Annotated in this window: 17 protein-coding genes and 1 other RNA gene; 10 read left to right on the top strand and 8 right to left on the bottom strand. The window is 45.9% G+C overall.

Annotated elements, in window-relative coordinates; all coding sequences use genetic code 11:
• The first annotated feature begins 40 nt into the window (after window positions 1-40).
• A complete protein-coding gene (locus KO501_RS14215) occupies window positions 41-775 on the top strand; it encodes a DUF481 domain-containing protein (protein ID WP_252728427.1) in 735 nt (244 codons plus the stop codon).
• A 185-nt stretch (window positions 776-960) separates the two neighbouring features.
• Window positions 961-1707 carry a DUF481 domain-containing protein gene (locus KO501_RS14210; RefSeq protein WP_216030325.1) on the top strand — a complete coding sequence of 249 codons (747 nt, stop codon included), beginning with the start codon at window positions 961-963 and terminating at the stop codon, window positions 1705-1707.
• A 68-nt stretch (window positions 1708-1775) separates the two neighbouring features.
• Here KO501_RS14210 and serA read toward each other — a convergent pair whose 3' ends face one another.
• From serA to ssrS, 7 genes are all read right to left on the bottom strand, one after another.
• A complete protein-coding gene (gene serA / locus KO501_RS14205; RefSeq protein WP_216030324.1) occupies window positions 1776-3005 on the bottom strand; it encodes a phosphoglycerate dehydrogenase in 1230 nt (409 codons plus the stop codon).
• A gap of 182 nt (window positions 3006-3187) precedes the next feature.
• Complete coding sequence (gene rpiA, locus KO501_RS14200; protein ID WP_216030323.1) at window positions 3188-3844, bottom strand: ribose-5-phosphate isomerase RpiA; 657 nt, start codon at window positions 3842-3844, stop codon at window positions 3188-3190.
• A 75-nt stretch (window positions 3845-3919) separates the two neighbouring features.
• The gene (locus tag KO501_RS14195; protein WP_252728425.1) at window positions 3920-4516 is read right to left on the bottom strand and encodes a 5-formyltetrahydrofolate cyclo-ligase; all 597 of its coding nucleotides are present in this window, start codon (window positions 4514-4516) and stop codon (window positions 3920-3922) included.
• Window positions 4509-6098, bottom strand: coding sequence for a response regulator (locus tag KO501_RS14190; RefSeq protein WP_216030322.1), 1590 nt, complete (start codon window positions 6096-6098; stop codon window positions 4509-4511). The genes KO501_RS14195 and KO501_RS14190 overlap by 8 nt, the downstream gene beginning before the upstream one ends.
• A 54-nt stretch (window positions 6099-6152) precedes the next feature.
• On the bottom strand, window positions 6153-7094 hold the full coding sequence (locus tag KO501_RS14185) for a nucleoside hydrolase (protein ID WP_216030321.1): 942 nt from the start codon (window positions 7092-7094) through the stop codon (window positions 6153-6155).
• A gap of 19 nt (window positions 7095-7113) precedes the next feature.
• Entirely contained in the window at window positions 7114-8013 is a 900-nt protein-coding gene (locus tag KO501_RS14180; RefSeq protein WP_216030320.1) for a ribokinase, read from the bottom strand.
• A gap of 21 nt (window positions 8014-8034) precedes the next feature.
• Window positions 8035-8217, bottom strand: a non-coding RNA gene (gene ssrS, locus KO501_RS14175) — 6S RNA.
• A 328-nt stretch (window positions 8218-8545) separates the two neighbouring features.
• Here ssrS and KO501_RS14170 point away from each other — a divergent pair.
• Genes KO501_RS14170 through KO501_RS14155 form a run of 4 tightly spaced genes read left to right on the top strand, consistent with a single transcriptional unit; the run spans window position 8546 to window position 12810 of the window.
• A complete protein-coding gene (locus KO501_RS14170) occupies window positions 8546-9112 on the top strand; it encodes a UPF0149 family protein (RefSeq protein WP_216030319.1) in 567 nt (188 codons plus the stop codon).
• A 3-nt stretch (window positions 9113-9115) separates the two neighbouring features.
• Window positions 9116-10429 (top strand): Xaa-Pro aminopeptidase, encoded by a 1314-nt coding sequence (gene pepP / locus KO501_RS14165; RefSeq protein ID WP_216030318.1) that lies wholly within the window; start codon window positions 9116-9118, stop codon window positions 10427-10429.
• A 3-nt stretch (window positions 10430-10432) separates the two neighbouring features.
• Window positions 10433-11629 carry a 2-octaprenyl-6-methoxyphenyl hydroxylase gene (gene ubiH / locus KO501_RS14160; RefSeq protein WP_216030317.1) on the top strand — a complete coding sequence of 399 codons (1197 nt, stop codon included), beginning with the start codon at window positions 10433-10435 and terminating at the stop codon, window positions 11627-11629.
• A gap of 8 nt (window positions 11630-11637) precedes the next feature.
• Complete coding sequence (locus KO501_RS14155; protein ID WP_216030316.1) at window positions 11638-12810, top strand: FAD-dependent monooxygenase; 1173 nt, start codon at window positions 11638-11640, stop codon at window positions 12808-12810.
• Between the two features lie 10 nt (window positions 12811-12820).
• Here KO501_RS14155 and KO501_RS14150 read toward each other — a convergent pair whose 3' ends face one another.
• The gene (locus tag KO501_RS14150; RefSeq protein ID WP_216030315.1) at window positions 12821-13675 is read right to left on the bottom strand and encodes a LysR family transcriptional regulator; all 855 of its coding nucleotides are present in this window, start codon (window positions 13673-13675) and stop codon (window positions 12821-12823) included.
• Window positions 13676-13815: 140 nt separating this feature from the next.
• Here KO501_RS14150 and gcvT point away from each other — a divergent pair, with 140 nt between their 5' ends.
• From gcvT to KO501_RS14130, 4 genes are all read left to right on the top strand, one after another.
• Entirely contained in the window at window positions 13816-14895 is a 1080-nt protein-coding gene (gene gcvT / locus KO501_RS14145; RefSeq protein WP_216030314.1) for a glycine cleavage system aminomethyltransferase GcvT, read from the top strand.
• A gap of 32 nt (window positions 14896-14927) precedes the next feature.
• The gene (gcvH, locus tag KO501_RS14140) at window positions 14928-15317 is read left to right on the top strand and encodes a glycine cleavage system protein GcvH (RefSeq protein WP_216030313.1); all 390 of its coding nucleotides are present in this window, start codon (window positions 14928-14930) and stop codon (window positions 15315-15317) included.
• A 90-nt stretch (window positions 15318-15407) separates the two neighbouring features.
• Window positions 15408-18305, top strand: coding sequence for an aminomethyl-transferring glycine dehydrogenase (gene gcvP, locus KO501_RS14135; protein ID WP_216030312.1), 2898 nt, complete (start codon window positions 15408-15410; stop codon window positions 18303-18305).
• 280 nt (window positions 18306-18585) lie between these two features.
• Complete coding sequence (locus KO501_RS14130) at window positions 18586-20166, top strand: DNA cytosine methyltransferase (RefSeq protein ID WP_216030311.1); 1581 nt, start codon at window positions 18586-18588, stop codon at window positions 20164-20166.
• Window positions 20167-20346 lie beyond the last annotated feature (180 nt).

Genomic DNA, 20346 nt, shown 5'->3' with positions numbered 1-20346 from the left:
TCTAGTATTCTGTAAGCCGTTGTGGGCTGATGATAGCAGTATGATCAATACGCTTTACAACTCAGATGTAGACTTTGGTAGTGATGAGGGCCATCCGCGCTTTACCCTGGATGGCGAAATAGGTATCCTTGCCGCCTCTGGTAATACCGAGACAACTTCATTTAAAGGTGCCTTGCGTTCAGAGCACGATACAGCACACTGGAATAATAACTATTCTGCTGAAATGCTTTATACAGAATCCCTTACAGAAGACGACGATGGCGAAACTTCCACCGAAGTATCCGCTCAGCGTTTTTTCGGTTACGTGCAATTCGATTATAAGTTGAAAACGCCGGGTCGACGCACATTTATGTATGCCGACTACGAGGATGATCGGTTTAATGGTTATGACTACCGGGCTTCGTTAGCTGGAGGCTGGTCGCGCCGAATGTGGAAAGATGATGAAAGCTCTTTTCGCTACAGTGTAGGCCCCGGTTATGCCTTTGTGGCACCAGAAGACGGCACCGAAACGAATGTGAATAACGGCTTTATAGTACGGGCTTCGGGTGAGTATCAGTATGAATGGCATACAGGTGCACTTTTGCGCCAGTTTATGAGCGCAGAAGTCGGTGAAGATAATATCAAAACACGGTCTGAAACGGCCCTTTCTGCCAGCCTGTTTGATTCGTTAGCCATGAAGCTAGGTATTACTTTGTCATATGACACACAACCTTTGGATGATTCCGAAGGTTTGAATACAGAAACAACGGTATCCATTGTTTACCGTTTTTTCTAAAGAATAATGATAAGCCGACGACGCTGATAGACAGCGCGCATCAATCCAGCCAAGTGACTGGCATCGGATTTCAGATGGGGAACATCGAAAAATAGGGACGATAAACGCTTCGCCAAACTCACGAAACCTGTAGGTTTTCGGTTGGAAAGTTTGGTTGTATGGATTTAGATAATTTAGGAAAATAAATGAAAAAGCAACTGTTAGCTATTACTTTGCTAAGTACTTTTGGTACTACTGCCGCTTTCGCTCAAGATGATGTTAAGCCTTTCACCCTTGAAGGTGGTTTAGGTTTAATTTTCTCTACTGGTAACACTGAAACAACGTCTATTAACGCGTCGTTAGTAGGCCATCAGGAACTGGAAAAATGGAGCAACGATTACAACCTAGAAGGGTTGTACAAAAAAGAAACGGTAGAAAATGATGACGGTGAAGACGTTGATCAAACATCAGCGCAAAAATTCTTCGCATCTGCACAGGGTAACTATAAGTTAGACAATCCTGATTACCGCTTATTCGGTTTCGGTTCTTATGAAGATGACCGCTTTAGCAGCTACAACTACCAGTCTACATTGGCTGCGGGTTGGAACCAAAAGCTATGGGAAAATGACACTACGACCATGGAATACTCAATTGGTCCGGGTTATTCGTGGGCAGAAACAGACGAATACGTAAAGCAAAACAGCTTCATCGTTCGTGCGTCTGGTGAATTTAACTGGTTGATTTCTGATACTGCTAAATTCTCACAAACAATCAGTACGGAAGTCGGTAGCGACAATACCAAATCACGTGCTGAATCTGCATTGACTGCGACTATCAGCGGTAACCTTTCTATGAAGGTATCTGTACGTCTTGATCACAACACTCAAGTTAGTGAAGACATTGAAAAGTTAGACACGTCTACAGCAGTAACTTTGGTTTATAACTTCTTCTAAGAAGTATTAGCACCACATAAAAAAGCCCGTTATTTAACGGGCTTTTTTATTATTTGCGAACTGGGCCTTTATACTAGCAGACGGGTTTTAATGGTGCCGTCAATGTTTTGCAGTTCGGCCAATCCTTCATCAGCCTTGTTGGCTTCTACATCGACAACCACATAACCAATATCAGCACTGGTTTGAAGATACTGGGCTTCAATGTTTATGCCTTTATCGGCAAAGGTTTGGTTAATTTGATTTAACACGCCAGGTCGGTTTTCATGAATGTGCAGCAACCGTGAACGGCCAGGGTGATCAGGCAATGATACTTCCGGGAAGTTAACCGCTGATAGGGTGGAGCCGTTATCACTGTATTTCGCTAACTTACCGGCCACTTCAATACCGATATTTTCCTGTGCTTCTTGAGTACTACCGCCCACATGAGGGGTAAGGATCACGTTGTCGAACTCGCGCAAGGGAGACAAAAATTCTTCGCTGTTAGATTTTGGCTCTACAGGGAAAACATCAATGGCGGCACCGGCTAAGTGTTCCCGAGACATCGCGTCTACTAAGGCGTCGATATCAACCACGGTTCCCCGTGAGGCGTTGATAAGAATGCTGCCCTTTTTCATTTTAGCCAGTTCATCTTTGCCTATCATTTCTTTGGTAGAAGGGGTTTCTGGTACGTGTAAAGACACCACATCCGAGGTAGACAACAGGGTATCAAGAGATTTCACTTGCACCGAGTTACCCAGCACGAGTTTGTCTTCGATATCAAAAAACTGTACACGCATGCCTAGGTGTTCTGCCAAGATACTTAATTGAGTACCAATGTGGCCATAGCCAATGATGCCCAGTGTTTTGCCGCGTGCTTCAAAAGAGCCAACGGCACTTTTTTCCCATTCGCCACGATGGGCTTTGGCATTTTTGGTAGGTACACCACGTAACAGCAAAATTAGCTGACCTAATACTAATTCAGCTACCGAGCGGGTGTTAGAAAAGGGCGCATTAAAAACCGGAATACCGCGAATTTGTGTGGCTTTTAAATCAACCTGGTTCGTGCCGATACAAAAGCAACCAATGGCGACTAATTTTCTGGCGGCGTCTATTACACTGTCGGTTAACTGGGTACGAGAGCGAATACCAACAAAGTGAGCGTCTTTTATTTTCTCTTTAAGATCAGCGTCGGACAACGAGGTTTTTAAATACTCTACGTTGGTGTAGCCGTTATTTTTCAGGGTTTCTACTGCACTTTGGTGTACACCTTCAAGCAGCAGTATACGGATTTTATCCTTGGGTAGTGATACTTTACTCATTGCCTCGCATCTCAAATTGTAGGTTGATAAAAGGACATCTGGACGTCTATATGGGCAAAATAGCAAAAATTCGTGATGGTTAAAAGCGCTATTTTGCACCAGTGGTGCAGGATGCTGGTTTTGTAAGACCAATGGCACCCACTAACTTGGGCGATATTGGCCTTCACCGACACGCCTTTACCTTACTCGTAGGTTTTGACGCCGTCGTTGGTTGCCACTAAAACAATATCTGCACCGCGATTGGCAAAAATACCATTGGTAACCACACCAGCAATACCGTTAATGGCACTTTCGAGCTCTCTGGGGGCCACAATGTTTAAGTTGTGAACATCAAGGATCACGTTACCGTTGTCAGTTTTAACGCCTTCTCGATAAACCGGATCGCCACCCAGTTTGACTAATTCTCTGGCAACATATGAGCGCGCCATGGGGATCACTTCCACGGGCAGGGGAAACTTACCTAAAACCGGTACTTGTTTGCTGTCATCGACAATGCATACAAAGGTTTTGGCCACCGCTGCGACAATTTTTTCGCGGGTTAATGCTGCGCCACCGCCTTTAATCATGTGTTTGTGTTCAGTAATTTCATCTGCGCCATCCACATAAATAGACAAGTCGCTGACATTATTTAACGAAAATACTTCTATACCGTGGGCTTCGAGGCGCTTAGTTGAGGCATCAGAGCTAGAAACCGCGCCTTCTATGGTGTGTTTTATTTCGGCTAAGGCATCAATAAAGTAATTCACTGTTGAGCCTGTGCCTACGCCGACTATGGTGTCAGGCTCAACAAATTTTATTGCCGCTTCGGCCACGGCTTTCTTCTTTGCGTTTTGTTCCATTGTTCATCCTCCAAGCGTTTTGTGAATTTTAACCGAAATGAACAACGAATAGTGACGAATTTAGCAACAATCTCGTTAAGTGGGGGAAATCACCCGTGTTGGGGTGACGATAACGTCTAAAGGTACGTCCCAAGGTGCCACGGGTAGATGTTCTACGCACTGACAATCGTGGGCCGTACCCACTAACCATGGGCGTTTGCTTTTATTGCGAAAAGAAGCCAAGGCTCGGTCGTAGAATCCGCCGCCCATTCCTAAGCGGTTTCCGGCTTCATCAAAACCCACCAAGGGCATTAAGATGATGTCATGCTCTTGTAACGGTACAACACTGGGGCAGGCAAGAGCCGGTTCATCAATATTAAAACGGTTTTTAACCAACAGAGTGGTTGGCGTAAACCGTAAAAATAGTAGGTGCTTAGGACTAAACGGATGGATCACCGGTAAGGTGGTATGGCGTTTTTGCTGCCAAGCATGGTGCATCACATTGCTTAAATCTATTTCACCGTCATTGGCCAGGTAAGATGCTATAAAGTTAGCACTTTTCCATTGGGGTAAGGCAGTAACATTGTGTAAAAGGGCGTCAGAGGCAGATTGTTGTTCACTCAGAGAAAGGCTGGTACGTCGTTGTCGTAATTGCTGTCGTAGCAGAGTTCGTGCGTTTTGTTGGTTAGTCAATCTTGCCCCCGGGAATAAGATACAAATTAAGCACGCGGGCTAGAGATGCCTGCTCGATAGGCTTAGTTAGCACCGCGTCCATACCGGCTTCTCGCATGGTTTCTTTGTCTGTAATGACATTCGCCGTGACGGCAATTACCGGTATTGAAGGCAGAGTTTCTCTGATTTTCTGTGTGGTTTCCAGTCCGCAAATGCCCGGCAGGTTAATATCCATAAAAATAAGATCGTATTGACGAGTTTCCAGCATACGTAAAGCGGCTTCGCCGTCACTGGCAATATCCGCAATTAAGCTGTGCTGGCCCAAAAGCGATTTCATCACTTCTTGATTAATTTCGTTGTCTTCTACTACCAAAATGGCGGGGTTATCGGTAAAGCACGATTTCGCTTGTGAGGGCGAGGGCATTGGTTCTTCGGTGGTTGCCGGCAGAGAGCACATATACACGGTACCGTTTTGTTCGCTACTTTTTATCTTTATATGCCCGCCTAAGTTATCCACTAAAATACGCAGTTTGGTCAGGTAGGATGCGCCGGTGAGTGTGTCGTCAACACAGGCATACACGCCTTGCTGGTCTTCTAGGGTAAAGTGGGAGTGGGTGTCTTTTATTAAGATGATGAGGTCGCCCAAACGGTAATACAGCATGATATCGATGTGCATATTAGGGGCGGCATGACGAAACGCATAACCTAAAACCGTCAGCATCAGTTTGCAAAATCCCGCAGTATTAAACGTGAGGGTTTCAGGAACAATGTTTTCGATATGACTGCTGATTTGGATCCCTTGCCCACGCGCATGGTTTTCTAAGGTATGGAAAATATGATGGAAAAAAGCATGGGCGCCTACGGTGTTAAGGGTTTTCGACCCGTTGTTGTCCTCTTTGCCTAAAATGATGTCTACCGCCGCCAACAGCTTATTACCGCTAACGCGAATATGGCGTAACGCATCTTGAAATATTGGCGCTAAATGCTGTAAACGGGCTTCTTCTTCAAGAAGTTTTCCAAAGGTACATATGGCATTTAACGGGGTTCTTAATTCGTGACTAAAAGAGGCAAGGTAGTCTGTTTTGATATTGTTTAAGTGATTGAGTTCGGCATTTCGTTTTCGCAACTCTAAATGAGTAACAATATTACAGCCTAAGGTATGTAAGGCGGATTTTTGCAAATCGCTTAGGGCTTTGGGTTTAGAGTCGATGGTGCAAAGAGTACCTAAAGCATAGCCGTTTGGGGTAATTAACGGGGTGCCCGCATAAAAACGAATATTAGGCGCACCGGTTACTAATGGGTTATCGGCAAAGCGTTCATCATTTAGGGTGTCGTTTATTTCAAATAACGATTGGTCGAGTATGGCATGGCCGCAAAACGAGATATTGCGATGGGTTTGTTCTACGTCTATGCCAACTTTGGATTTAAACCATTGCCGATCAGGATCCACCAAACTGATTAGCGCAATGGGCGTTTCGCAAATTTGCGATGCCAACTGGGTAATGTCATCGAGTAGCTTCTCGCTGTCGGTGTCGAGAATACGGTAGCTTAGCAATTCCGCCAAGCGACCTTCTTCGTCGGGCGGAAGTGGTGGTTCAATCATAAATCACCGAAAAAAAAAGCGCCTATTGGCGCTTTTTGTTATTAGCAACAGGTGCTAATAAGCGTAGGTGTCAATGAACAATTGTTCCAGTTTCTCGTGATCCACATCTACGGCTACATCGACTTTATGTGCCTCTGTCCATAGTGGGCTGGCGGTACTACCTTCAGGTGCAATCACGGTTTGCCCACGATCTAATTCAGAAGTGCCTACCCGCGCATGGCCGCGCTTGATGATAAACAATTCTGGGTGAAGCAAGTGAGCCAGAGGGAATGCATCATGGAAAAAACACACTCTGTCAGGACGGTTTTGAGAGTAAAAGTCGGCATAAAACTGCGATGCGCGCTTAACAAAACCACCAAGCTTTTCGTTGTTATCTTCTAACTTATCTAAGAAGGGCAGTGTAAATGGGGTTTTCAATGTGACATCTAAGCCGAACATGGTAAGGGGCCACTTAGCGTCAAACACAATCGCTGCCGCATGGGCATCGTTCCAGATGTTCGCTTCTGCCACTGGGGTAACGTTGCCCGGTACAAATGCGGCACCGCCCATAATGCTTACGCCTTTTACCAACTTAGGTAATTCAGGCTCTAAACGAAGGGCTAACGCTAGGTTACCAAGAGGGCCAATGGCCACAAGGGTAATTTCGCCGGGATACTTACGTGCCATGTCGACGATAAACTGCGCTGAGCTACGGGGGTCGAGCTCACGTTCAGACGGCTCGGGAAAGGTATTTCCGAATCCATCATCGCCGTGAACAAAGTGCGCATAGCTTGACTCAGGACCCACCCAAGGCATGCCAACACCCTGAGTAACAGGGATGTCTTGATCTGCCATCTCACACAGGGTAAGGGCATTTTTAGCGGCCATGGAAACCGGTACGTTTCCATACACGGTGGTTAATCCCAGCACTTCAATGTCGGGGTGCTGGAAAGCGAAAAAGATGGCCATTGCGTCGTCTATACCAGGATCGGTATCGAGGATGATTTTATGCGTCATGATGGATATTCCTTAAATGCTACTTACCGTGTTTTGCTAAGAAGCGATCAACTTCATTTTGAGTGGGGATAGACTGTGCCGCGCCTTCCCGGGTTACGGCAATAGCTGATGCAGCGCACCCGCGTATTAGTGCCTGACGGGCGTCGGTGTGATGACTGTATGCGGATAAGAAATAGCCGATAAAACAGTCGCCGGCAGCCGTGGTATCGACGGCTTCTACAGAAAATGCCGGTACGTCGATGGTTGTGCCATCTTTACGCACCATTATCACCCCTTCTTTACCTAGGGTGAGGATCACTTCGCCATGTTTCCAATTCTGGGTGAACCAAGTCACAATAGATTCGGTGGTTGACTGACCGGTAATGGCTTGCGCTTCTGTTTCGTTAACAATCAGCAGGTCAACACAATCTAACGGCAATGCATTCACCGAGTCGCTCATAGGCGCCGGATTAAAAGCCACTTTAAGTTGTTTGCTGTGCGCTAAGCTTAAGATGTCAGCAATGCTACTGGTTTCGTTTTGGGTAAGCACCCAATCGGCGGAACTTGTGTTGCTGAGCGCTTTGTTGACGGTCTCGTCAGTGAGGGTAAGGTTAGCACCGCCAAATAGCACGATGGCGTTTTCACCCGTTGGTGTAACCTGAATAATCGCATGGCCTGAGGGGGTGTCAGTACATTTTACGTACTGGCAGTCTACGCCTTTGCGAATAAGGGTTTGTTTGAACGTGGCGTCAGATTCGTTAATTGCGCCAACGTGTTTAACATCTGCACCGGCAAGGGCTAGCGCAATGGACTGATTTGCCCCTTTGCCGCCTAACAGTTGCTTGTATTGTGAAGATGCCAGTGTTTCACCAGGTTTAACAAAGTGTTCTACCTGATAGACATGATCGATGTTGATCGAACCAAAATTAATAATCGCCATTTCTTCTACCGTCGAAAGAGGGCGCCTTCCAGAATGCCGCTGTCTATTGTTCGCCCGTGAACCGAAAAGTTCAGGGCGGAAGAATCGTCATAGCCGTAGGCTTCTCGGTACATGCCGAGCTTGCACAATAGCTACGAGCTCATCTTCCTAGGTTTAAAGCATCGGCCAGGGACATTAATAAACTGGCAAACATTCCAGAAGACATAAAATTTATAAACAGCGTCACAGAGTATATCAAACGATGCAGTTCGTGAAGCAGATCACGTACAATCTTTCGAATACTTTTAAAAAACACTGTATTTTTGGTTACAGCCCAGTAAAAACCCCATGTTTGCTACCTGACCATTTGGTTAGGAATTTGGGTTTCTACTAGCAAATAACATCACAACCTTGGTGATCCTAAAGCATTAACCTGGCTGTGAAAAGGCTTGTATGGATTAAGTGGACAATTGCTGGCCATAATTTGGGTTAAACTGGGTTTTAATCAGGCTTTTTGGTAGCATGACGGCAAATAGTGACGGGAAATATATTCGTGGACAAACAACTCGATTACGACCATGTAACAAATATGCTTTCGCAATACGATGTTATTGCTGATGGCGCAGAGATCCAAGGCACCTTGTGTGGTCTATTATGTGGCGGGATGCCAGTTTCTGAACGCAAGTGGCTGGATGTATTAAAAGATACCATGAACGAAGGTGCAGCGTTTCCTGCAGAGCTAGAAAACCTACTGACCAGTGTGTTTAACGCATTGTGTCAACAATTGGTAGAAGCCGAGTTTACCCTAAGTTTAATGCTGCCCGACGATAAAGCCCCTATTAACGATCGAGGCTTAGGCCTGATCAACTGGGTACAAGGGTTTATGTTTGGTTTTGGCTTGTATCAGCAAAACTTGGTGCAATGTTCTGACGATGTCAAAGAGGCACTGGAAGACTTTGCCGATATATCACGAATGGAAGAGCCCATGACCGAAGATGAAGAGTCTGAACGGGCGCTTACCGAAGTGGTGGAATACGTGAAAATTTCGGCATTACTTTGCTTTAATGAACTGGGTGCTTCTTTGTTAGGTGATCAACAAGACAAACCATCCGTACATTAAATTATGATCAGTAAAGAAGAGTTTATCTCACGCCAGCATCGCTTGTTGTCATTATGCGAGCCCGAAAGCGTGTGTGTTGTGCCGGCGGCAAAGGTGAAAACCCGCAGCCAAAACACTACCTTTCCCTTCAGGCAAGATAGCGATTTTTGGTATCTTACTGGGTTTGATGAACCCGAAAGTTGGCTGTTGTTGTCTAATCACAGTCAGTTTTCTGATCCCTACCGTGCCATGGCGTTCAAAGCCAAAGATAAAAGCGCGGAGATTTGGGAAGGGCGGCGCTTAGGTGTGGATGCCGGGCTGTCTTTTTTTGCTTTGGACGAAGGATTTACCTCAGAGCAACTCGCGGATGTATTGTATGAATGGCTAGGCGGCCATGATCATATTTATTTTCCCATGCATGGGGAGTGTGCCGCGACTGCCACCATTATGGAGGTGTGCAAGACGTTGCACCATGCTCCTAAAGAAAACCTCGCCCCCGCATCACTTCGAGATGTGTCGCCGCTAATTCACGAAATGCGTGTATTTAAATCATCCGCTGAAATTGCCATGATGAAAGCGGCAGCCAAAATTTCCTGCGAGGCCCATAAGCGCGCTATGCGCTTTGCCCATCCAGGGTGTTATGAATATCAGATAGAAGCTGAACTGCACCATGAGTTTGCCATGGCGGGGGCGCGCTTCCCTGCGTATGGCACCATTGTGGGCAGCGGCGAAAATGCCTGTATTTTGCATTACACCGAAAATAGCGATGTGGTGAACGACGGCGCATTGATCTTGATCGATGCAGGCGCAGAATATAATGGCTATGCTGCAGATATTACGCGTACATTTCCTGTGTCAGGAAAGTTTAACCAGCCGCAGCGAGAGATTTACAGCATTGTACTTAAAGCACAAAAGCAGGTTATCGATAGGCTTGGGCCTGGTATGACGCTGTCTGATGCCAATAGTATTGCCACACAGATCATCGTCGAAGGGTTACTGGATATCGGCGTATTAACCGGTAGTGTCAGTGAAAACCTAGAAAGCCAGGCATACCGGCAGTACTTCATGCATGGTATTGGCCATTATCTTGGTTTAGATGTGCATGATGTTGGCGATCACAAACAAGACGGTGAAGAGCGCACCCTGCAACCGGGCATGGTGATCACCATCGAACCGGGTATCTACATTGGTGCTGATGCGCCGGTGGCGCAAAAGTACAAAGGCATTGGCGTACGCATAGAAGATAATCTTGTGATCACCGCCACGGGTGTGGAAGTGATCACCGAGTACGTACCTAAAGAAATTGATGATATTGAAGCCCTTATGAGGAAAGCCTGATACGTGGTTGATACCGATGTTCTAATTATAGGTGGGGGAACCGTGGGCAGCGTGGTGGCGCGGGGATTACTCAAGCACACGTCGTTGTCTGTTACGCTAATTGAAGCAAACAGTTATTCGCACACCCCACACCATCCCGGTTTTGATGATCGGGTTATTGCCTTGTCTAAACGTACCGTAGAAGAACTAACCGATTTAGGTGTAAAAGCCAGTAGCGTAGGCTCGGTTCCTATTCATCATATTCAGGTGTCGGATAAAGGCGCAGCGGGATTATGCCGACTCAACGCCCAAGATTATCAAACTGACAGTTTTGGCGAAGTGGTGTCATTGCGCCGTTTAGGCGATGCGCTGCAACTACACGACAATACGGCTCGCTTTACGTTACATTGCCCAGCAAAAGTTGACCAAACCTCCCGTACCCAAAACGGTGTTTCGGTGACGCTGGATAACGGCACTATGATTACCGCTAAACTGTTGGTGTTAGCCGATGGTGGGCGTTCTTTCGTGCATCAGCAACTTGGCTTTGAACGCACGGTGGATGATTACCAACAAACTGCCATCGTGGTAAATGCCTTAACCGCACAGCCTCATCATCATCGTGCTTACGAACGGTTTACCCACCATGGGCCAGTGGCTTTTTTGCCCTTTAACCCTGAATCGGCAGATAATACCGCCAATGCTCATGGGTTTAGTGTGGTGTGGACATTGCCTCCGGCCATGGCCGAAAATATGATGTCGGCTACCGACAAAGCCTTTATTCGGGAATTACAGCAGGCATTTGGCTGGCGCCAAGGTGCCATTACCCAAGTAGGTAAGCGGTTTTCGTATCCGTTGTCTTTACAGCAAACCAAGCAGGTGTTTACCCACCGTGCGGTTGTGTGTGGCAATGCGGCACAAATGTTACACCCCATTGCGGGGCAAGGGTTTAATTTAGGGTTGCGAGATGCGGTGTCATTGGTGTCATGCTTAAAAGCCAAGAAAGATCCCGGTGCCTTCTCGGTGTTATCGGCGTATCAGCAACAACGCAGTAAAGATAAACAAACCACCATATCCCTTACTGATGGTTTAGTACGTTTATTTTCTAATGACATGCCGGGGCTTATTGCCGTGCGCAATGTGGGATTAATGGCCATGGATAACTGCGCTTATCTAAAACAGCAATTTGTGAGACAAGCCACGGGGTTCGCCCGCAATGGCTAGGAGAAAGCATGGAAAACGTTGATGTGGTGATTGTTGGTGGCGGCATGGTGGGGCTGTGTTTAGCCGCTGCGCTAAAAGAGAGTACCCTTAGTATTGCTATTATCAGCGATCAGGTGGTACAGCAGCCACTATCAGACCAGCCTGCCTTGCGGGTCAGTGCCATCAACGATGCAAATCGGCAAACCTTACAATCATTAGGTGTTTGGGCACATTTACCGGCCCAGCGCATCAGCCCTTACGACACCATGGCGGTATGGGACAAGGACAGTTTTGGGCGCATTCAGTTTTCTAAAGACGACTTACCCGCCGAGCACCTAGGGCATATTATCGAAAATCAGGTGTTGGTTAATGCGCTGGCCGAGGAAGTCTTAAACCAAAGCAATGTAAAACTGATTGAGTCGCGCATAGATAAAATACTATGGGGTCAGCGGGAAACCATGGTGATGCTAGAAAACGATGACGTGGTTGCTTGTGGTTTACTGGTGGGCGCAGACGGAGCGAATTCGTTTATTCGCCAACAGGCCCAATTGCCTATTACCTTTAAAGACTACGGCCATACCGCCATTGTAGGCACCATTCGCACCGAGTTGCCCCACGATAATTGCGCCAGACAAGTGTTTACTCCCCATGGGCCGCTGGCGCTTTTGCCACTTAACGACAAGCATTTATGCTCTATTGTTTGGTCGCAACACAGTGAAGTGGCTAGCGAATTAATGAATTTAAATAACACAGACTTTAGCCACCGGTTAACGGCGGTTAGCGACAGTGTGCTTGGGGTGCTAAAACTGGAAAGTGAAAAATACGCCTTTCCTTTAACCATGCGCTATGCGCGCCAGTGGGTAAAAAAAGGTGTGGTAATAATAGGCGATGCTGCCCATACCATTCACCCATTAGCGGGCCAAGGTGCTAACTTAGGCATGCGGGATGCGTTTGCCTTAGCCGAAGTATTAAAAGCCTGTGTGGATAGCGATAAAAGTATTACCGACGAGCGCAGTTTGCGCGCCTTTGAGCGGGCTCGTAAAGCCGACGCCGCCAAAGTGATTGCGGCAATGGAAGGCTTTAAAACCCTGTTTGACGGCGATCATCCGTTGAAAAAACTTGTTCGTGGGGTTGGGCTGGTGGCGACAGATTCTTTACCTGCCATCAAACGCAAATGGCTTGCCCAAGCGATGGGATGGTAAAAGATCCATCCTATCGATGTTGTAGTTTCGATTTTATAAATTCAGCTAAGGTGCGGCTGACCACGGGATGCTGCGTGTCTTGGTTGAATAAACAGATATTCACCTTGCCTAAATTGGGTAGACCACTGTCTTTTAACACGGTGAGGTTTTCCGGCATGCTAGAACGGGCTAAAGCGGTAATGCCTAACCCTTGTTGAATAGCGGCGACCAAGCCACTGAGATCGGCATTGGTATAGGTGATCTTCCATGCCCGAGTTTGCTGCTTTAATTGGTCTATCACCCGGCTGCGATACATGCACCCGTCGGGCGCAAGCACTAAAGAAATCGGCTCTTTCTTTATCGGCCTAGCACTGTCACCCACCCAAATCATATCGTCCTCTAAAACTAATTCGCCTCCGGCTACTTCGTCGGGATTAACCAGTGCAAGAATGACATCGAACTGGCTGCGCCGTGAGGCATGCAGCAAATCTCGGCTTAATGAAGACGTCACTTCTAAAGACACATCAGGGTAATGCTTAGAAAACTCGCCCACGATGCCGGGCAATAAGGTAGATGCAAACTCGTTAGGAATGCCTAAACGCAAGCGGCCGCTTAACGGTACCGAATCTAAGGCATGAAAAATGGCATCGTTGAGTGCCAGCAATTCTTTGGCTTTGGGGTACAACCAGTTGCCGTCGTTGCTGGGCATATGCCGTTGACCCACTTTAGTGAACAACTTTTTACCTAGTTGTTCTTCTAGCTTTTTAATTTGCAAACTAATAGCCGGTTGTGAGCGGCCAATCCAGTCGCCAGCCTTGGCATAGCCCCCTTGCTCAATGACGCTAACAAAGGTGCGTAAGTTATCAAGAGATAATTGCTTGAGCATAAAGATTTAAAATTCTGATGATTTCGTTTGTGTATATTATAAATGCAAATGTAAGGATAAGAAATTCCAATTTGAAAGCCGGTAAAAGACAAACCTATACTCTGGTCACGCTTTTATCATATCGAAATGGAACAAGTCGCATGTCGAACACCACTGCATTACACGCCAAGCACCTAGAAGCCGGTGCCAAAATGGTTGATTTTTTTGGCTGGGATATGCCAATTAATTACGGTTCACAAATTGAAGAACACCACGCAGTACGAAAAGACGCGGGCATGTTTGATGTGTCACACATGACCATTGTGGATGTGACCGGTTCACAGGCTAAAGACTATTTACGCTATTTGCTGGCTAACGATGTGGCCAAATTAAAAGATAAAGGCAAAGCATTATACAGTGGTATGTTGAACGAAGAGGGCGGGGTTGTAGACGACCTTATCGTGTATCACTTTGACGATACCAACTACCGCTTGGTGGTGAATTCAGCTACTCGCGAAAAAGACATGAACTGGCTAAAAGATAAAGCCAGCGGATTTGATGTCACGATCACAGAAAAGCCTGATTTTGCCATGATTGCAGTACAAGGCCCTAATGCCAAAGAAAAAGCCGCAACCTTATTTAGCGAAGCGCAAAAAGAAGCTGTTGCGGGCATGAAGCCTTTTTTTGGTGTGCAAGCAGAAGACTTATTTATAGCCACCACCGGCTATACCGGTGAAGCCGGCTATGAAATTATGGTACCGGCTGATCGTGCTGCTCAATTTTGGCAGGATCTGCTAGATGCGGGCGTACAACCGTGCGGATTAGGCGCAAGAGATACACTTCGCCTTGAAGCCGGCATGAACTTATATGGCCAAGATATGGATGACAAGACGTCTCCGTTGGCGGCAAACATGGCCTGGACCATTACCTGGGAACCTCAAGATCGCAATTTTGTCGGTCGTCAGGCGTTAGAAGCACAAAAAGCCGCAGGTACAGACAAATTAGTTGGCCTTGTGATGACCGAAAAAGGTGTATTGCGTCATGGCCAAAAAATTCGCTCAGAAGCGGGAGAAGGCGTGATTACATCAGGCACTTTCTCACCCACATTAGGGCATTCCATTGCACTTGCCAGAGTTCCGGCTACTACAGGTGACACGGTAGAGGTGGAAATGCGCAAAAAGTGGGTTACAGTAAGCGTGGTTAAGCCCAGCTTTGTTCGCAATGGTAAAAGTGTATTGTAATCACCAATTATAGGAATAATCAGGAACTTATTATGAGCAATATCCCAACAGATTTACGTTATGCAGCAACTCACGAATGGGTACGTCCAGAAGGTGAGGGCGTATTTACCGTCGGTATTTCCGAGCATGCCCAAGAATTGTTAGGTGACATGGTATTTGTTGATTTACCCGATGTGGGTGATGCGGTAAGTACCGGTGACGATGTGGCCGTGGCCGAGTCTGTTAAGGCAGCATCTGATGTGTATACCCCTATTAGCGGTGAGATCATTGAAATTAACGAATCTCTTGAAGATGCGCCAGAACAAGTAAACAGCGACCCATATGGGGATGGCTGGTTGTTCAAAATTAAAGCGGATGACCCTGCTGAAGTAGAAGGGTTACTCGATGCAGAAGGCTATGAAAACAGCATCGACGAAGATTAATCCGTCGGCATAGCCAGTATCGAAAAGGCTTGAAAGGGGCAATTTAAGCCCCTTTTGTTTTATAACTCATTGCAAGTGCTTAACAAAACTATGTCGAATTCATCTCTTACATTAGCTCAATTAGAGCAGAAAAACGCCTTTACTCGCCGACACATTGGTCCGGGTGAAGAAGAAATTCAAGCCATGTTGACAGCGGTAGGTGCAGACTCACTAACCGATTTAATGACGCAAACGGTTCCCGCGTCCATTCAGTTGGACAAACCTATTGAAGTAGGAGAGGGCGAGACAGAAGTAAACGCACTGGCTGCGTTAAAAGCCGTTGCTGGCAAAAACAAAGTTAACCGTTCGTTTATTGGTATGGGTTATTACGACACCCATGTACCCAATGTTATTTTGCGTAACGTGTTAGAAAACCCAGGTTGGTACACCGCTTATACGCCGTATCAGCCTGAAATTGCCCAAGGTCGTTTAGAAGCCATCTTAAACTTCCAACAAGTGACCATCGATTTAACGGGCCTTGAACTGGCCTCTGCCTCTTTACTTGATGAAGCCACCGCCGCCGCCGAAGCCATGACATTGGCAAAGCGGGTATCGAAAAACAAAAAAGCTAATCTGTTTTTTGTAGCCGACGATGTGCATCCACAAACGTTAGATGTGGTGCAAACCCGCGCCGAAATGTTTGGTTTTGGCATTGTAAGTGGCCCAGCTGAAGAAGCCGCTGACCATGATGTATTTGGTGCGCTATTGCAGTACCCCACCAGTACCGGTGAAATAAAAGATATTAGTGCCATCATTGCCGCTGTGCAGGCGAAAAAGGGTATTGTAGCCGTTGCCGCCGATTTAATGAGTTTGGTGATGTTAAAATCGCCCGGCGAATTAGGCGCAGACGTAGCCTTAGGCAGTGCCCAGCGATTTGGTGTGCCTATGGGTTATGGTGGCCCGCATGCTGCCTTTTTTGCTACTCGCGACAGCTATAAGCGTTCGTTGCCTGGTCGTATTATTGGTGTCAGTAAAGATACTCGCGGTCGCCCCGCGTTGCGTATGGCTCTGCAAACCCGCGAGCAACACATTCGCCGTGAAAAAGCTAACTCTAACATTTGTACCGCACAGGTACTGCTAGCCAATATGGCGTCTTTTTACGCGGTTTATCATGGCCCTAAAGGGTTAAAAACCATCGCTAACCGTATTCATCGCCTGGCGGATATTCTTGCTACTGGCCTTAAGCAAAAGGGCATGGATCTTAAACATAACACTTGGTTTGATACCTTAACGGTACTTACTGAGAACAAAGCCGCGGTATTAGACAAAGCCTACGCTATAGGCATGAACCTGCGTGCCGACATTGAAGGCGCGGTGGGAATAGCTTTGGATGAAACAACGTCTAGAGAAGATATTCAGGCGCTATTTGACGTACTTTTAGGTGAAGGCCATGGGTTATCTGTAGACACCTTGGATGCCGAAGTGACTACGCAGGGCAGCCAGTCTATTCCTGCAGAGTTGGTACGCACCTCGGATATTCTTACCCATGAAGTGTTTAATCAGTATCATTCTGAAACTGAAATGCTGCGTTATATTAAGTCGTTAGAAGATAAAGACTTGGCGTTAAACCATTCCATGATTTCATTGGGCTCTTGTACCATGAAGTTAAACGCCACGGCAGAAATGATACCTGTAACTTGGGCCGAGTTTGGGCAAATTCACCCCTTTGCCCCAGTTGACCAAGCCCAAGGTTATCAGGAAATGATCGCTGAGCTAAGCGATTGGCTGATTAACATTACCGGTTACGATGCTCTTTCTATGCAGCCTAACTCGGGTGCACAAGGTGAATATGCCGGTTTGTTGGCCATTCAGCGCTATCATGAAAGCCGCGGAGAAGGACACAGAAATGTGTGCTTAATTCCTAGTTCTGCACACGGTACAAACCCGGCTTCTGCACAAATGGTAAGTTTAAAAGTGGTAGTGGTGGGTTGCGACAAAGACGGTAACGTTGATGTAGAAGACTTCCGCAAAAAAGCCGCCGAGGTAGGTAGCAATTTATCTTGCGCTATGATCACTTACCCGTCTACTCACGGTGTATACGAAGAAACCATTCGCGAGCTTTGTGACATTGTGCACGAATACGGCGGACAGGTTTATTTAGATGGTGCCAACATGAACGCACAGGTGGGGGTTACTTCGCCTGGGTTTATTGGTTCGGATGTATCGCACCTTAACTTGCACAAAACGTTTTGTATCCCTCACGGTGGTGGCGGCCCAGGCATGGGCCCCATTGGTGTTAAATCTCATTTAGCGCCGTTCTTGCCCAATCATAAAGTGATAAATGTGGATACAGCCGGGGATAACTGTGGCGCTGTATCGGCCGCGCCATGGGGCAGTGCGTCTATTCTGCCAATTAGTTACATGTACATTAAAATGATGGGCTCTGCCGGCTTGCGTAAAGCCACCGAAGTGGCCATTTTAAATGCTAACTATGTGGCTAAATCGTTAGAAGGCCATTATCCGGTGCTTTATAAGGGCAGAAGTGGCTTGGTTGCTCACGAGTGCATCATCGATTTACGCCAGCTAAAAGAAGCGTCTGGCGTAACGGAAATGGACATTGCTAAGCGTTTGAACGACTACGGTTTTCACGCGCCTACTATGAGCTTCCCTGTGGCCGGCACGCTTATGATTGAGCCTACCGAATCGGAAGCCAAGTACGAACTTGACCGTTTTGTGGAAGCCATGATCAGCATTCGCGAAGAAATTGGAAAAGTAGAAAGCGGTGAATGGGATGCCACCGACAACCCACTGCACAATGCGCCACACACGCTGGCAGACATTTGCGACAACGATTGGAACCGTAGCTACGACCGTCAGGTTGCGGCTTACCCAGTACCTAGTGTTGCCCGCAATAAGTTCTGGCCAAGTGTAAACCGTATTGATGATGTGTACGGTGACCGTAACCTAATGTGCTCTTGCCCTGCTATTGAGAGTTATTTAGAAGAGTAGGTGTCGATTGTCAGTTTCGAATGTAGTTTGTGTTGCGTAAATAAAGTTTGTGATTTAAATGAAGTTTGTGAAAAGGGCCGAAAGGCCCTTTTTTTTTGCTAAACCGACACTCCGATTTCTGATATTATTCGAAACCAAATTTTGATACATACCACTCAATACTCTTCTGATGTTCAGTGTTTAATCAAGCAGTAAATATTATATATTCCATGCACAAACAATGTTGGGTTGGATTTAGTGTTTTTGGTAGTAAAAATAGTATGATGGAAAGGACGCGTGGATGAATAATCCGATTAAAGTTATTGATTTATTTTCTGGACCGGGCGGTCTCGGTGAAGGGTTTTCATCAGTACTTGATTCAAAAAAATCACGAGTGTTTAAAATTGCAGCGTCAATTGAACGCGACGTCAGTGCACATAGAACTCTGAAGTTAAGAGCGTTCTTTCGACAATTCAAAGTCGCCCCCATAGAATATTACGAATTTTTGAAAGGGAATCTTGGCACCGCTCCAGAGGAACGATTGTACAAAATACCAAAGTTCAAAAAGCAAGTTGAAGCGGCAGATAGAGAGGCACTGAACCTTGAGCTTGGGAAAGATAACGACGTAATATTCACTGCCATTTCAAAAGCGGTGGGTAATGATGAATGCATTTTGATTGGTGGCCCCCCCTGCCAAGCATATTCGGTAGCGGGTGTTGCAAGAAACAAATCTAACACAGCGTATGATCCCTTGCTTGATAATCGAAACTTTCTATACAAGGAGTATTTAAAAGTAATTGCGCGATTCCAACCCATGCTATTTGTAATGGAAAATGTCAAGGGTATGTTGTCTGCTAAGGTAAACGGAGAACTAATATATAAGTCCATCTTTCAAGATTTAGAAAATCCATCGTCCTCTTCAGGAGAGGACATCAAGTCTAAGAAAAACCTTAAATATAAGATATTTTCATTAGTGACTGCCTCATCTGGGGATTCGGTACTGAGACCTCATGACTATGTAATAAACTGTGAAAATTTTGGTATTCCGCAAAAAAGGCATCGAGTAATACTTTTAGGTGTTAGAGAGGATTTAGCTGAGAAGTGGAATGGACTTACCTTAAATACATGCTCTGATGAAATCCCGATTAGCAGCGTTATCCACGATCTACCTAAATTGAGAAGTGGGCTGTCCAAAGATGTTAATACTGATGGCAACTGGTTGATGTCGATAGAGACAGATGCTAAAAAAACAGTGGAGTCCCTTAAACAACATGGTCAAGATGAGATTGCTGATAAGTTTATTGAAGCAGTTGATTCTGTTACAGTCCCTTCCGATGGGCAAGGTGCAAATTTCGGTTTATTGCGTAGTAATTCGATTAACCAAACTGACTTAAGAAATTGGTTTTATGACGATAATCTTGGCAAGCATGTGTGCAATCATGAGACAAGGGGACATATTCACCTTGATCTTCAGCGTTATATGTTTTGTAGCCTGTGGGCTTCTGTAGCATTTGAAAAAAAATGGCCTAGGCTTAGCCCGAAAACAAATGAGTTTCCAGAGGCGCTAGTTCCGAATCACAAGAACTTTAAGTCTGGTAAATTCGCAGACAGGTTTAGAGTTCAGCCTTGGAATAAGCCAGCAACAACAATTACTTGCCATATATCTAAGGATGGTCATTACTATATTCACCCCGATTACTTGCAATGTAGAAGTCTGACAGTCAGGGAGGCTGCTAGAATCCAGACATTTCCGGATAATTATTTTTTTGTGGGTAACAGGACTCAACAATATGTTCAAGTGGGAAATGCTGTCCCTCCATTGTTGTCAAAGAAGATAGCTACACTTATCTATGGATTTTTATCCGATACAATATTCTTATAAGATTTTCTAAGTTAAGATATTGATAATCGCAAATTAACTACTCTTCATCAAATTGATAGTGTCCACTTTTTAAATGGACACTAGAAGAAAATTTTGTCTTTTTAAGAACTAAATAAATATTTGTAAGTTCGGATGCTCACTCTTAGTAGCTTGAATTGAGTATAGTTGTTAATCCAAGCT

It is taken from the genome of Alteromonas sp. C1M14 (assembly GCF_018860965.1).
Taxonomy (GTDB): domain Bacteria; phylum Pseudomonadota; class Gammaproteobacteria; order Enterobacterales; family Alteromonadaceae; genus Alteromonas.
The sequence above is the reverse complement of the archived record's forward strand: the minus strand, read 5'-3'. Positions and strand labels throughout refer to the sequence as shown.